We start from the raw sequence: 14,679 nt of genomic DNA, 5'->3' as shown, positions 1-14,679 counted from the left end.
TTCCATCGGGTTCGGTCGGCAATCCCCGGCCGTGCGAATATCATCTATTCTAATGAAGAAACTAAAATAGCGAACAGGCTGCTGCAGCCGGTTCCGACCCCAATGTACAGCTACAGCGAAATATCAATATGATGTCCCTTAAAAGGATGAGCGGGTTTCTCTTCCTCTTCCGCTCCCGCATTTTTGGCAGTCCGCTTGTCCAGCGGCCTGGCCGCCTGCTTCTGGCGTTCTTCGCCGCTGCGAATATGCGTGTTTCCGGATTGTTCAACAGGCGTGCTGCTTGTGCGGAGCCGCTCCGTTTCTTTCCCGGTCTGCGCAGCCAGCTGCTGCTGCTCCGCAACCGAACGGTGAACGGCCTGTGCTTGTACACTGCCTTGTTCAGGCGTGCGAGGTATAGATAACTGCAGATCAATTGGCTGATAAGTCAAATGCGCCTCCCCCTTCACCAGCGAAATGGTTCAAACGGGCATTGCAGCAAGTTAGTTCCGATAAGCGACGGTTGAAATATCGCCATCCAGATAAGCAAAAGAAACACGCTGGAGCGGATCTTTGACGAATCGGGTATAACGTCCGATTACAACCTTCGTGCCGCCATAGATCATATTTACAATGTTCACTTTGGCGTGTTCCGTATCCTCCAGCGATTTTTCAATTTCAAGAATCCGCTCCTTGGCATTATCAATCTGGCTTGCAGACTGGCGTTTAGTAACGGCCAGCTGGGCACGCATGCCCATCCGGTCCGGAGTGAGCTTGCCGGCGGCAGCGAGCTGATCCAGTATGACAAGCGCTTTGTCTGTTTTATCAAGCGATTCATTTAACTGCTTGACCAGGCTGCGCTGCTCCATTAACTCAGTACGAAGCTCCGGCTTTACGCCAACCTCCAGCGTCGTAGCCGTCGACATCGTATTGCCTGCCGTACGTGCTGTTATCGTTTCGCCGGCTTGAATAATGCCGCCAACGATCAGTCCTTTCGCCCCGAGCAAACAACCTGCTTACCTGCACGCACGTTAGAGTGCATGATGCTTTGCGTAACCAGCACCTCGTCGCCTGCTACCACATTAGCGTCTTGTATAAAGGAACTTTTCACATTTTTCCCGGCTTTCACAAGCCCTTTATTCCCTGCCAAAATGCCGCCGGTCACTTCGATCGACCCGTCCGCCTCAATGTCGGCGCCCTCGACGCCGCCGATGACCCGGATGTCGCCTGCGGCTTTCACCCGGAATCCGCTTAACACATTGCCGCGAATGACGACGGTGCCGACAAAGTCGATATTGCCGACCCGGTAATCGACGTCTCCGTTCACTTCATAGACCGGGAATACATTAATTTTGTCCCGGTCCGTTAAGGTAATCAGACCGTCGATCGTCGAATAAAGTCCGGTTTGTTCCGCGTTGCAAACGACATTTTTGCCGATTTTGAAATAAGCGGTTTTGCCCAGCCTGGATGGAATCTGCTCTCCTGTTACAAGCTTTCCAGGCGGTCCGGGCTTCGGCTCCACACGCTCCGCAATCAGCTGGCCGCGTTTCACGTTGCGGAGCTGGCTAATCTCTTTTAAATCAACTTTGCCGTCCTGCATCTCCGCAGGACGGCGTTCAGCTTGATCCATATCATAAAGGAATCTGACATAACCGTCAGCTCCCGGTTTGGCATCCTCACCCGTTGCAATAACCGTTTGCTCTTTGCAGTACAATACCGGATCTGCGCAAATTTTATAAATGGCCGCCTGATTAATGCCATAAACAACCCCTTTGCTGCGTACAAAGCGCTCCAGCTGCTCCGGCGTGCAGGCAAAGTCATCGGAAATGCGGGTGAACATTAAGAATGCAGTCAGCTTATCGGCTGAAATCTGAATACGCAGGTAAGACTCCAAATGTTGATCTTCCACCCGACTTCCTCCCTTCTAATGCTGCAAAAGTTGGTCTTTATGTTTAGCTAAAGCTCCGCGCAAGCGCAAAATAGCTTTCGAATGAAGCTGCGAGATTCGTGACGGCGACAGCGACATGACATCGGCGATTTCGCTCAGCGACAGCTCTTCGTAATAGAACAAAGAGATCACGATCCGTTCCTTCTCTGTCAATTTTTTAATGCCCTGCACAAGCGATTCCTTCAAATAAAACTCGTGGACCTTGTAATCCGGATTTTTGGCCTTTTCATCTACAAGAAGAGACAATCTAGTCTCGGATTCTTCCTCCCGGATCGGATCTTCCAGCGAACATATCGTAGTGACGGCGATTTCCTGCAGCATTGTTGTAAAATCTTTTTCGCTTATATTCAAATAGCTGCTAATTTCGGAATCCGTGACGGACCGCATATATTTTTGCTCCAGCACCTGATACGCTTCTTCTACTTTTTTCGCCTTTTCCCTTACGGAGCGCGGCACCCAGTCGCCTTGTCTTAACCCGTCAATAATCGCTCCGCGGATCCGCCATGAAGCATAGGTTTCGAATTGGTTGCCTCTGCAATAGTCGAATTTTTCTATGGCGTCGATTAACCCCATTACGCCGTTGCTGCTCAAATCATCTTTCGAAACGGTTTTAGGGAGGCCGATTGCCATCCGGTTTGTGACATAATCAACAAGCGGCAAATATTGTTCAATGAGCTGCTTCTTCGCTTCAACATCCCTTTCGTCCTTCCATGCCTGCCACAATTGCATGGTGGTCTGCGGCATTTTCGATACGACCATCGTCCTCACCTCCCTGTCAGATGACGCACAGCTTTAGCCAGTTCCTCAGGATTCTGGTTTTGAGCCATTACCAGCTTTTGCGGATTCAGCGGCTTAAACAAAGCCTGCTGTTCTTCCCGGCTTGTACCGGGACTGCCCGAAGCTGCTGCCTCCAAGCCGGATTTAAGCAGTTCGTTCAAATCATCGCTTTCGTCCGGCGTGCTTAAATCGACTTTCATTCCTGCAGCCGTCTCTCCGGCAGGCTTGTCCTGCAAATCAGCGGGCTTCAATATGATCGCCAGAACAAACCGCAAAACGTAAGCGAGCAGGAAAAAGGCGACGAATGCGTACCCGCTCCGCATCCCTATAACCGGAAGCGGATTGCGCCCAATTGAAAACAATATCGTCAAAACCGGGCCAATGATGCCCAGCATTACATTCCATCGCCATGTTCCAAGCATCTTAAATCTCCTTTGTCCCGAACGGCACGCTGCGAATGGCTAGCACACCGTTGCTGCTGTCAATTTCAATCGTTCTGCCGTAGTTGCCGCCAGTATCCTGCCCGACGACAGGAATGGACCACGCTTCAAGCATCCGGCTGCACGACTCCGCATTGCGTAATCCGATCCGCATCGCATCCGCTTGGCCGGCGAACGCAAACATTTGCGCGCCGCCAGCCATTTTGGCCTGCAGCCTTGACGGGCAAGCTCCCGCTTCCTTCATCCGCTCAATCAGTTCCGGCAATGCGGTATCCGCATATTTGGCTTTATTGAAAGCAGTTTCTCTGGCAATGTCTGAAGATGGCAGCATGATGTGGGCCATACCGGCAATCTTTTTGACGGGATCATATAATGTAAGTCCTACGCATGAGCCAAGCCCCGTTGTCCGCAAGATGGCGCCTTCCCAAGCAATATTCAAATCTGCCATTCCAACTTTGACCAAATGCTGCTGCATCATGATACGGGCACTCCCAGCGCCTCAAATATTTGAGTAAATGATTCCGGATCGGGAATAAAGAAAAAATGTCCGTCGAGCGATTCTCCGCCTTCCAAAAATGACGTTTCGATCAGCAAAGCGGAATCGCCCATTTCCCCGTAAAGCATGACGCCGTAGCTGAGGATCGCTCCGGCCATGTCCATCGTGATGGAAGGGACTGTCGGCATCATATTCAGCCGGGTCAAATCTGCCAGCGATGATAGGTAAGAGCCGGCCAAAATATTGCCTACTTCGCATAGCGCCGAAAGCTCCAGCTCTGAAAAAGCTCCCTGAACCGGTTCCATTCCAAGCAGCTGGCACAGCATCCGGTTAGCGGAATGCTCGTCGATAATGAAAAACAGGTTGCCGGGAGCATCGCCTTCCACCCGCAAATAAATGGCGGTAACGACCTGCTCGGGGCCGCCTACATAATCCGCGATACGTTCGAACGCCAGCAAGCTTGCGCGCGGCACCGACATATCAACCGGTTTATTCAGCAGGTGCGACAATGCCGTCGCCGCATGGCCGGCCCCGATATTCCCCACTTCTCGGAGCACATCAAATTCAAAAGCTTCGAAACGGCTAAATACACTCACCGTTATACCTCAAGCTGCTCAAGCTGAATAATTTCATTCCGGTTTAATACTTCGGACAAATTCAGCATAATAAGCAGCCGGTTATCGCCGATTTTGGCTATGCCGTGCAAATATTTCGCTTTAATGCCGCCCACGACTTCCGGCGGAGAATCAATCGTATCCGTATCAATATCAATAACGTCGTTGGCCGAATCTACGATAAAACCAACTTCCATTTCGTTAACGGCAACTACAATAATGCGGGAGTTATCCGTCGGTTCCGTCTCTTGCAGCTGAAAACGGCCGCGAAGATCAATGACCGGGACCACAATGCCGCGAAGATTGATTACTCCTTTTACAAAAGCCGGTGTTTTCGGAACGCGCGTAATCGGCATCATTCTTTCAATGGTGCGAACCTTGTCCACTTCAATGCCATACTCTTCGTCTGCCAGCGCAAATACGATAACTTTTACCTCTTCCGCCATATTCCGTACCCTCCCGAGAAATTAAGAAATGATTTAGCCTTATAGGAATCATGCCTGCCATAGGTTCCACTCCAGCCCGCTTGCTCTATTTGATAAGCGAGCTTGGATCAATAATAAGAGCTACCTGACCGTCGCCAAGAATGGTTGCGCCGGAAATTTTATCGACATTTTTCAAATAATTGCCCATAGATTTCAATACAATTTCTTTCTGGCCGATAAACTGGTCGACCATTACGGCAGCCAGCTTCTCCCCTTTGCGGATCACGATAATTTCCGTTTCGTCTTCTTCGGTTTCGTTAAAGTCCAGCGCATCCAGCACACGGCTTAACGAAACTAGCGGAATAACCGTGTTACGGAACTCTACCATTTTGGAACCGTGCACATTCAATACATTTTCCTGGCGGATAATGCCGGTTTCCACGATGGATGAAAGCGGAATCGCATATTTCTCCGAGCCCAGCTTGATCAGCATAGCGGTAATGATCGAAAGCGTAAGCGGCAGCTGTACGGAGAATTTGGTTCCTTTGCCGTATTCCGATTCAATCGAGACATTGCCGCCCAGCGAAGTGATCTTCGATTTGACTACATCAAGGCCGACGCCGCGTCCGGAAATATCCGAAATGACTTCTGCCGTGCTGAAGCCAGGAGCAAAGATCAGCATATTGATTTCGTCGGCGCTCATTTTTTTGGCTTGATCTTCGGATACGACCTTGTTCGCGAGCGCCTTTTGCAGCACCCTCTCGCGATTGATGCCGCCGCCGTCGTCTTCCACCTCAATAAAGACATGGTTGCCGCTGTGGTAGGCGCGAAGATGAACCGTACCGGTTTCCGGCTTGCCTGCGGCCAGCCGCTTATCGACGGTTTCAACGCCGTGGTCGACGGAATTGCGCAGCAAGTGGACCAGCGGATCGCCGATTTCATCAATTACAGTACGGTCAAGCTCTGTATCAGCCCCCGTAATGATCAGATCGATTTTTTTATCAAGCGATTTCGCAAGGTCGCGCACCATGCGCGGGAACCGGTTAAATACCGACTCTACCGGCACCATGCGAAGCTTCAGCACAATATTTTGAAGGTCGTTGCTGACCCGTGACATATGCTCAACGGTTTCCGTCAATTCCGACCGTTTCACTTCACTTGCCAATTGTTCCAAGCGGCCCCTGTCAATGAGCAGCTCGCTGAACAGGTTCATAAGCGTGTCCAGCCGTTCAATATCCACGCGGATCGTTTTGGATACTGCTGCAGCCCCGCCCGCTGCAGCCTGATTCCGTCCGGCAGCCACTTGGCGCGCCGCTTCCTCCCGCGCAGCTCCTGCGGCGGCGGCTTGTTCCGTTTGGACAGGTGCTTGCGATCCTGCGGCAGCCGTCTGCTGCTGTTTAGCCGTCATCAGCTTTAACGATTCCAGATCAAGCGAGGTCACCTGTACCTGCTCGATTTCCGAAATATCCGAAATCCGCTTTTGCAGCTCGTCCGCTGCCAAATTGCATATCGTAAAGATCGAAAATGCCTGCTCGAAGCTGCCCTGCTCCAAATCCTGCACGGAAGGATCCGATTTGACAATTTCACCGTTTTGTTCAATCAGATCGAACACCATATACGCTCTGGCCGCTTTCAGCATGCAATCTTCACGGACGGTGACAACGACATGGTAGACTTGATGCCCGCTTTGAATCGACTGTTCCAAAATCGAAGCTTGGAATTCGTCCAGCATATAGGAAGCCGAAGCCGCTGCTGCAGCGGCTGGTTGGACTGAGGCCGCAGCAGCAGGCTGCGGAGCTTGTCCTCCTTTGGCATAGTCCCCTTTTACGATAGAGACAAGCGCTGTTACAATGGTTTGCACATCCGCTTTGCCGGTGCCGCCGTTGACGATATCTTGAACCATCGCCTCTAGGGCATCCAGTCCTTTAAATAACGTGTCGAAAATAAAATCGTCCATTTTTAACTTGCTGTTGCGTACCAAATCAAGCACATTTTCCATTTCATGCGTAAGCGATGCCAGATCCTCAAACCCCATCGTGGCAGACATCCCTTTTAACGTATGGGCTGACCGGAAAATCGTCTGTACAATGCTAATATCCTCCGGATTGCCCTCCAGCTGCAGCAGGTTTTCGTTCAGCGCCTGCAAATGATCATTGGATTCATCGATAAACATCGACAGATATGCGTTCATGTCCATCATTCATGCACCTCCTGATAGAGTAGTCGGGATCCGACTATTGAGTAACGCTAGAAACTAGATTTGAGGCAATTTGCTGCAGCGGAAGCACGGTTTTGGCCGATCCGTTTTCAATCGCGCAGCGCGGCATGCCGTATACGATACAGGTTTCTTCCGCTTCAGCGATCGCGGATACCGCGCCGCTTTCGGCCAGCGCCGCCATCCCCTTTGCCCCGTCGCTGCCCATTCCCGTCATAATGACCGCATGCCGATCGAGCTCGCGGTAGGGAACAAGCGATTCAAACAGCACATCCACGGAGGGACGGTGACCGTTTCGCGGCGGCTGCTCCGTAAGCTTGATGCAGTAGCCGCTGCGATCCTGTGCCAGCTCCATATGGCTGCCGCCTGGCGCGATATAGACGACACCCGCTCGAACCCGTTCCCCTTGCGCAGCCTCCACTACTTCTAATTGGCTGAAGCTGTCCAGCCTTTGCGCCAGCGACTTCGTAAATTTCGGAGGCATATGCTGGACGACAAGAACAGGTGCGGGCAAATCGGCCGGCAGTCCGCTGATCACTTCATGCAAAGCCCTTGGCCCTCCGGTTGAGGTGCCAATGGCAACCACATGGCGGAAGACCGTCGGTTTATTTAATTTATCGGCTCCTTGCGCCGTTGAATCCTCATTCGTATGTATAAAACGTCCGGCGCTTCCGGCTGGCGTTTGCCGGTGTTCCGGCTTTCTGCTGCTGTTCTGCTTGCTTCCGCCAGGCTTGGGTTTAGCTGTATTCAGCGAAAACGGCGAATTCGCGTATGTTTTCGCGGCATTTGCAGCTTTTGACTTTTTGGCTGGTGCCGGCTGCCCGGATGGTTCAGCAGCGTTATGATTTTGCTCCCGATACGGGAATGACGGCGGGTCAGCGATTATCGAAGCGGCTGTTTTTAGCGTTTGTTCCGGTTCGGCTGCCTTCCATTCCGTCTTAAACGACTTTACCTTTTTGGTCATTACGGCAATTTTCAGCTTCTCGATCAGCAGCTCGCCAACCTGCTTTATATCATCGGATGCGGTTGGCTTGCGGATAAAATCGATCGCTCCGTATTGAAGCGCCTTAATCGTCTCTTTGGTGTTTTGTTCGCTGATGCCGGACAGCATAACGACAGGGGTCGGCGTTTCCTTCATAATCGTTTGAAGCGCTTCGAGCCCGTTCATCTGAGGCATCTCCAGATCAAGCGTGACCGCATCAGGCTGCAGCTGTTTAACCGCTTCAACCCCTTCTTCTCCGTTAGCTGCGGTCCCGATAATCGTAAAATCGGAATGCTGCATGATCAAATCGCTGAAAATTGCGCGCATAAACGGCGAATCGTCCACGACAAGTATGCGATACGGCTCCATTTTTTCCCCCCTCAAGGATTTACAGGCTATCGTGGTGGACTGAACATCTTATGTATAAATCCTCTTATCCCGCCGGAACCGCGGGTGTTATTCGGCAGCTCCAAATAATATCGCGCCAGCTGTTCCATCGCCCGGGCTGCCGGGCTGCCGGGAAAAGCAATCATAAACGGCGACTGCCTGCGCACCGACTTCGAAACGCTGGGATCATCGGGAAGAATCCCCAGTTTCTCCAGCTTGAGCTGCAGGAACCGGTCTGCGGCGTATATGATTTTATCCGCCGTATGGCTGCCTTCCTTATGATCCAAAGCACGGTTTACAACCAGCTTAAAGCGGGTTTCGATCTGCAGGGAATGGACCAGCTTCAGCAAGGCGTACGCATCAGTAATGGACGTTGGCTCCGGAGTAGTGACAACGATCGTATCCTGCGACGACTCCATGAATTTGACCGCTTCCCGGCTTAATCCCGCACCTGTATCAAACAAGATGACGTCATACCGGTCTTGCAGGGAAGCGACCTGCTCTGCAGCGTAACGCAGCTGCTCCGGCTTCAACTCCAGCAGATCGGCAATGCCTGAGCCGCCGGCAATAAAATGGATGCCGCCCGGGCCTTCCTGAATCACTTCCTCAATCGTCTTTTTCCGGCTGAGCAGGTCGTAAAAAGTATGCGATGACGATATGCCCATAAGCACGTCGATGTTGGCCATGCCCACATCCGCGTCAAAAACAAGCGTTTTTTGCCCCAGGCTTTGAAGCGCCAGCGCAAAGTTTAAGCTGAAATTCGATTTCCCAACGCCGCCTTTGCCGCTTGTGACGGTAATGAGACGCGTCTCCGCACGCTGCTGCTCCTGCGAGACTCTGCCGCGTATAAGCTTGCGTAACGCTTCCGCCTGATCACTCATCCGCCGGCGCCCCAGAAGCAGAGCGATATATTGCTGCGGATGGAATGGCGCAATATCGTCCGGCACGGTCTGTCCGCTGGCAACATAAGTCGGATTCAGCTGCAGCTGTACGATGAGATTCAAGACGGCGCCGTATACGCTTGTCTCGTCCAGCTTCGTAAACAGCACTTTGCGAACGCCGTATTTCATAAAATGCTCCGCAACCGCAGCCATGTCTTTCGTTTTGCCGGTGAGGCTGAACACCATGACCGTCTCATTATGCTCGCCGGGATTAAACAAGCTGTTCACTTCGGACACTTGAAGCTCATTGCGGAAATTACGGCCCGCCGTATCCATAAATATTAGGTCGCGGTCTTCCAGCTGAAGATAAGCTTTCGACAAATCCATTGGAGAAAACACGACCTCCAGCGGAATGTTCAAAATGTTGGCGTAGGTTCGCAACTGGTCAACGGCGGCAATTCGGTACGTGTCCGACGTAATGAAACCGAGCTTTTTCCCGCGGCCAATCGTCTGCTCCGCAGCCAGCTTCGCAATGGTTGTTGTTTTGCCGACGCCGGTCGGGCCGACAAAATGAACTACCCGCGCCGATTCGCCTACCGGCTGAACGTCGTACGGAGCAAGCCACTCTTCCAGAAACTGCTTTGCCGACTCCCATACTTCATCCTTGTGCAGCACAAGCTGCCTGTCTTCATGCTGGTTGCGAATCTCGCCGATCAGGCGGTCGATAAGTTCCGGAGCAACCTCTTGTTCAGTCAGCCTGTCATGCAGCGCCTGTAACGCCTCCGGGAGCATCGCCGGCTCTTCGCCTCTCGATGCAAGCTGTGATATGTATTGCTTGATGCCGCGCAGCTCTTCCAGCAAAAAATCGTTGTTTTTGCGCTCTTCGCGGCGCGGCGGCACCGGTTCGGCCGCAGGATGCCCGAAGAGCGGCGCTTGCGACGACGCTTGCGGCATCGGCGATGCGGGCATCCCACGCACGGCGGCGGCAGCCTGCCGGGCATAAGCGCTTGCGGCCGGCTGTTCGTATGCAGCTGGCACCCCGCGCAAAGCGGCCGGCACTGCCGCCGGTGCAGCAGGGACTGACGCCGCAGGCGCGGCGGAAGGAGCGCCGCCGCCGGATTCGACCGCGGCGAGCACCTCCATTTTCCGCTTGCGGAACATGCCCATAAAGCCGCCGACACGAATTTCTTTTGTATTTAAAATAACGGCGTCTTTGCCAAGCTCGCTGCGGATCATTTGTACCGCTTCAGGCAGCTCGCTTACGACATATCGCTTTACTCTCATAAATTCACCACCCCGATGCTTTGCACTTCGACGTTAGGTTCCAGCTCGCTGTACGACAATACCGGCACATCCTGCATCGTCCGCTCAATGATTTGGCGAAGATACATCCGGATCGTAGGTGATGCAAGTACAAGCGGCTGCTGGCCGGATTGAATTTGGCGTCCCACCTGTTCATTCAATTTTTGGTAAACTTGCTGAGTGGACACCGGATCCAGCGTAATATAGCTGCCATGTTCCGTTTGCTGTACCGACTCGGCAATTTTTTTCTCCAGCCCGGCCCAACCGTTATGACGCGAAGCATTTCACCGTTTGGCGAAAATTGCTGCGTAATTTGGCGGGATAAGCCTTGTCGCACATATTCTGTCAGCACATCCGTATCTTTCGTAAACTGGCCGTGATCGGCAAGCGTTTCAAAGATTGTAACCAAATCGCGGATCGAAACTTTTTCCTTCAAAAGCTTGGCAAGTACCTTCTGGATATCCCCTACCGACAAGATTGAAGGAACAACTTCATCCACAAGCGCCGGATACGTCTCTCTCACGTTGTCGATGAGCGTCTTCGTTTCCTGGCGGCCAATCAGCTCGTGCGCGTGCCGCTTAATGACTTCCGTCAAGTGGGTGGCTACGACGGAAGGCGGATCTACAACCGTATAACCGGACAATTCAGCCCGTTCCTTCATCGCATCATCAATCCAAATGGCCGGCAGGCCAAACGCCGGCTCTACCGTCTCAATGCCAACTACGGAATCATCTTCAAAACCCGGGCTCATGGCGAGGTAATGGTTTAGCAGAAGCTCGCCGCGGGCAATGATGTTGCCTTTGATTTTGATCAAGTACTCGTTAGGCTTCAGCTGGATGTTATCCCTGATCCGGATAACCGGCACTACAAGCCCCATCTCAAGCGCACACTGCCTGCGGATCATAATGATCCGGTCGAGCAAATCCCCGCCCTGCTGCGAGTCCGCCAGCGGAATTAGCCCGTAGCCGAACTCGAATTCAATCGGGTCGACCTGAAGCAGATTGATCACACTTTCCGGGCTGCGGACTTCTTCAATCTGCTGTTCCTCTACAAGCATATCTTCTTCGTGTTTCTGCTTGGATAAAGCCTTCTGCATCCGCCAGCCTCCGTAAATGACTAATGCTGCAAACGGGAATGTCCGGAAAATGCCGATTGGCGTAAACAAACCAAGCAGCGCTACCGTGCCGCCTACGATATAGAGCAGCTTCGGATACTTGAGCAGCTGGCTTGTTACATCCTCGGCCATGTTGCCGTCGGAGGCAGCTCTCGTTACAATGAGGCCTGAAGCCGTCGAGATCAGAAGAGCTGGAATTTGGCTGACCAGACCGTCGCCGATGGTCAAAATGGAATAGGTGCTCAGCGCTTCTTTAAACCCCATGCCGTGAACGGCCATCCCGATGACGAAACCGCCGATCAGGTTAATCAGCAAAATAATAATCGCGGCAATGGCATCGCCTTTCACAAATTTGCTGGCGCCGTCCATGGCGCCGTAAAAGTCGGCTTCCCGTTCGATTTTTTGCCGCCGTTCGCGCGCTTGCGCTTCATTAATAAGACCCGCATTCAAATCGGCGTCAATACTCATTTGCTTACCGGGCATCGCGTCGAGCGTAAATCTGGCTGCGACCTCCGCTACCCGCTCCGAACCTTTTGTAATCACGATAAATTGAACGACAACGAGAATCAGGAATACGATGAAACCAATCGCGATTTCGCCGCCGCCAACCCAACTGCCGAACGTTTTGACGACCTGGCCGGCTTCATGATGAGCCAAAATATTTCTTGTCGTCGATACGTTCAAAGCAAGCCGGAATAATGTGGTTACAAGCAAGATAGCGGGGAATATGGAGAAATCAAGTGCTTCCCGCGTATTCATTGCGATCAGCAGTATCATCAGCGCCAATGAAATGTTTAAAATAAGCAAAATATCCAAAAGCGGCGTTGGAATCGGAATAACCATCATCAGCACGATGCCGATAATCCCCAACAAGATGACGAGATCCTTAGCCTTCATGACGCTGCCTCCTTCCTCATGCCCTCTTTCATACTAGATGCTACTTCCTTCTTCCCTTCACTTTGTATACATAAGCCAGCACTTCCGCCACAGCCTGGAACAAATCGGCCGGAATGACATCCCCGATTTCCGATCGTTCATACAGCGCTCTGGCCAGCGGCTTGTTTTCCATCGTCATGACGCCGTTTTCCTTGGCGATTTCCTTGATGCGCTGGGCAACATGGTCCATCCCTTTCGCAACGATAACAGGAGCATCCATTTCGGCGGGGTCATATTTAAGTGCGATAGCAAAGTGGGTAGGGTTTGTAATGATTACATCCGCTTTAGGTACTTCCTGCATCATCCGCATGAGCGCCATCTTCCGTTGCCGTTCGCGAATGCGCCCTTTAATGATCGGATTGCCTTCCGTTTTTTTGTACTCATCCTTAATATCCTGCTTGGACATCCGGATGCTTTTCTCATGCTCGTAACGCTTGTACATAAAATCGGCTGCCGACAATACGACGAGCACTGCACCAATCTCGATTCCCAGCCTCATCGTTAATCCGGCTGCAAAGCTGAAGATCTGGTCGACCGGAACGCTCCATAATGCCATGATGCGGGACCATTCGCTGCTAATCGTTATGTAGACGCAGATTCCGATCAGAATTACTTTCAATACGCTTTTCACAAACTCTACCAGCGTATGGGCAGAAAATATATTTTTGGCGCCATTGACCGGGTTCAGCTTCGAAAACTTCAGCTTAAGCGGTTCACCCGTAAACAAAAAGCCAAATTGTACAACATTGCCCACGACTGCAAATAAAACCGCTACCGCAAACAGGGGAGCAAGCAGCAGCAGCAGATCGGTAATGACATGCGTTGCCAGCCTCATAAAGCTCCCGGCGTTCAAATCCATGGTCAGCCAGTCTTGAAACAAACTTCCGAAGAGGAGCAGTATGCGATGCTTGAAATAACCGCCCATCATAATCAAGCATAAAAATCCAAATAAAAGAATAAGGGAGCTCGGCAGCTCGTTAGATTTGGCAACCTGCCCTTTTTTCCGCGACTCCTGCCGTTTCTTCGGCGTGGCCCGTTCGGTTTTTTCCTGGCTGAACAGCTGTAAATCAAGTTTTAAGCGGTATGATGTCCGCACACGCATGCCGCCTCCTTACGTCCCGCTCTTGCCCTGCATAACGGCAAACAGTTTTTCAAGCGAATCGAACATGATGGAAAACAAATGGCTGAACAAGGTTGCAATTTCCGGCATGATGAGCATAAGCAGCGCTAACCCGATCAACAGCTTTAACGGAATGCCGATAACAAAAATGTTGAACTGCGGCGCGGTTTTCGCTAAAAAAGCCATCCCGACGTCCGTCAGAAACATTGCCACAATAATCGGCGCCGCAACCTGCAAGCTTAACAGAAACGTATTGCCAACCAAGCGGAGCAGCAAATCCGAAATCCGGCCGTCTGCAAAATGCGCATACACCTCGTTATCAAGCGGCAGCCAGCTGTAGCTGCCCATTAAAGCGTTAAGCAGATAATGATGGCCGTCCATCATTAAAAAGAGCATCATCGCCAGCATATATTTGAAATTGCCGAGCAAAGGCGCCGAACTTCCGGTTACGGGATCAATCACATTCGCCATCGCAAATCCGATCTGCATGTCCATGAACCCGCCAGCCGCCTGCACAACTGCAAAAAACAAATAGACAACAAACCCCATGGCAAGACCGATCAATATTTCCCGTATAATCATCAGCACATAGGTGGCGTCCGTTATAACGGTTTGGCTAAAGCCGTAGGTTAAAAAGACAAGCAGGGAAATAAAAAAACCGAGGCCAATCTTAAACGTATTCGGCAAATTTCGAAACGCAAATATTGGAGCTACGACGAAAAATGCTGTTATTCGACAAAATATCAACAAAAAAATAGGAAACCCTTGTACGATTGCATCCATCATCCGATATATTTATAGAGATTGCTCAAGATGTCGTAAGTGAACTGAATAATGGTGTTCAATATCCATGGCCCAAATACGATGAGAGCGATCAGCACGGCTACGATTTTAGGTACAAAAGCAAGCGTTTGTTCCTGAATTTGCGTCGTTGCCTGAAAGATGCTAATGATTAAGCCTACAATCAAAGCAAGCGCCAGCATTGGCGCGCTGCTGATTAGAACGGTATATACGGCTTGCCCTGCCAGGCCGATAACAAAATCTGTACTCATCTGCAGTTCCCCCT

The 14,679-nt window shown here is 51.5% G+C and carries 12 protein-coding genes and 2 pseudogenes; all 14 read right to left on the bottom strand.

The genetic code is table 11. The features are described 5' to 3' along the window. Positions 1-110 precede the first annotated feature (110 nt). Positions 111-428, bottom strand: coding sequence for a hypothetical protein (locus tag ET464_RS03720; protein WP_129438359.1), 318 nt, complete (start codon positions 426-428; stop codon positions 111-113). Positions 429-479: 51 nt separating this feature from the next. Next, a pseudogene (locus ET464_RS03715) lies at positions 480-1,885 on the bottom strand (DUF342 domain-containing protein). Between the two features lie 15 nt (positions 1,886-1,900). Continuing rightward, positions 1,901-2,668: a FliA/WhiG family RNA polymerase sigma factor gene (locus ET464_RS03710; protein WP_425271754.1), complete on the bottom strand. Its 768-nt coding sequence runs from the start codon at positions 2,666-2,668 to the stop codon at positions 1,901-1,903. A 20-nt stretch (positions 2,669-2,688) separates the two neighbouring features. Further along, on the bottom strand, positions 2,689-3,123 hold the full coding sequence (locus ET464_RS03705) for a hypothetical protein (protein ID WP_129438354.1): 435 nt from the start codon (positions 3,121-3,123) through the stop codon (positions 2,689-2,691). Between the two features lies 1 nt (position 3,124). Next, entirely contained in the window at positions 3,125-3,622 is a 498-nt protein-coding gene (locus ET464_RS03700; protein ID WP_129438352.1) for a chemotaxis protein CheD, read from the bottom strand. Further along, positions 3,616-4,233, bottom strand: coding sequence for a chemotaxis protein CheC (locus ET464_RS03695; protein ID WP_129438350.1), 618 nt, complete (start codon positions 4,231-4,233; stop codon positions 3,616-3,618). The genes ET464_RS03700 and ET464_RS03695 overlap by 7 nt, the downstream gene beginning before the upstream one ends. Before the next feature lie 2 nt (positions 4,234-4,235). Continuing rightward, a complete protein-coding gene (locus ET464_RS03690; RefSeq protein ID WP_129438348.1) occupies positions 4,236-4,697 on the bottom strand; it encodes a chemotaxis protein CheW in 462 nt (153 codons plus the stop codon). An 85-nt stretch (positions 4,698-4,782) separates the two neighbouring features. After that, positions 4,783-6,873 (bottom strand): chemotaxis protein CheA, encoded by a 2,091-nt coding sequence (locus tag ET464_RS03685; RefSeq protein WP_129444043.1) that lies wholly within the window; start codon positions 6,871-6,873, stop codon positions 4,783-4,785. Positions 6,874-6,910: 37 nt separating this feature from the next. Beyond that, on the bottom strand, positions 6,911-8,242 hold the full coding sequence (locus ET464_RS03680; RefSeq protein ID WP_129438346.1) for a protein-glutamate methylesterase/protein-glutamine glutaminase: 1,332 nt from the start codon (positions 8,240-8,242) through the stop codon (positions 6,911-6,913). A 26-nt stretch (positions 8,243-8,268) separates the two neighbouring features. After that, on the bottom strand, positions 8,269-10,425 hold the full coding sequence (gene flhF / locus ET464_RS20675) for a flagellar biosynthesis GTPase FlhF (protein ID WP_341869741.1): 2,157 nt from the start codon (positions 10,423-10,425) through the stop codon (positions 8,269-8,271). Next, positions 10,422-12,454 (bottom strand): annotated as a pseudogene (gene flhA / locus ET464_RS03665) (flagellar biosynthesis protein FlhA). Before flhA ends, flhF begins: the two are co-directional and overlap by 4 nt. A gap of 40 nt (positions 12,455-12,494) precedes the next feature. Further along, on the bottom strand, positions 12,495-13,589 hold the full coding sequence (gene flhB / locus ET464_RS03660; RefSeq protein WP_425271740.1) for a flagellar biosynthesis protein FlhB: 1,095 nt from the start codon (positions 13,587-13,589) through the stop codon (positions 12,495-12,497). A gap of 15 nt (positions 13,590-13,604) precedes the next feature. Further along, positions 13,605-14,396 carry a flagellar biosynthetic protein FliR gene (gene fliR / locus ET464_RS03655; protein ID WP_129444039.1) on the bottom strand — a complete coding sequence of 264 codons (792 nt, stop codon included), beginning with the start codon at positions 14,394-14,396 and terminating at the stop codon, positions 13,605-13,607. After that, positions 14,396-14,665 carry a flagellar biosynthesis protein FliQ gene (gene fliQ / locus ET464_RS03650; RefSeq protein ID WP_129438342.1) on the bottom strand — a complete coding sequence of 90 codons (270 nt, stop codon included), beginning with the start codon at positions 14,663-14,665 and terminating at the stop codon, positions 14,396-14,398. Before fliQ ends, fliR begins: the two co-directional genes overlap by 1 nt. Positions 14,666-14,679 lie beyond the last annotated feature (14 nt).

This window comes from Paenibacillus protaetiae (assembly GCF_004135365.1).
GTDB lineage: Bacteria > Bacillota > Bacilli > Paenibacillales > Paenibacillaceae > Paenibacillus_AP > Paenibacillus_AP protaetiae.
The sequence above is the reverse complement of the archived record's forward strand: the minus strand, read 5'-3'. Positions and strand labels throughout refer to the sequence as shown.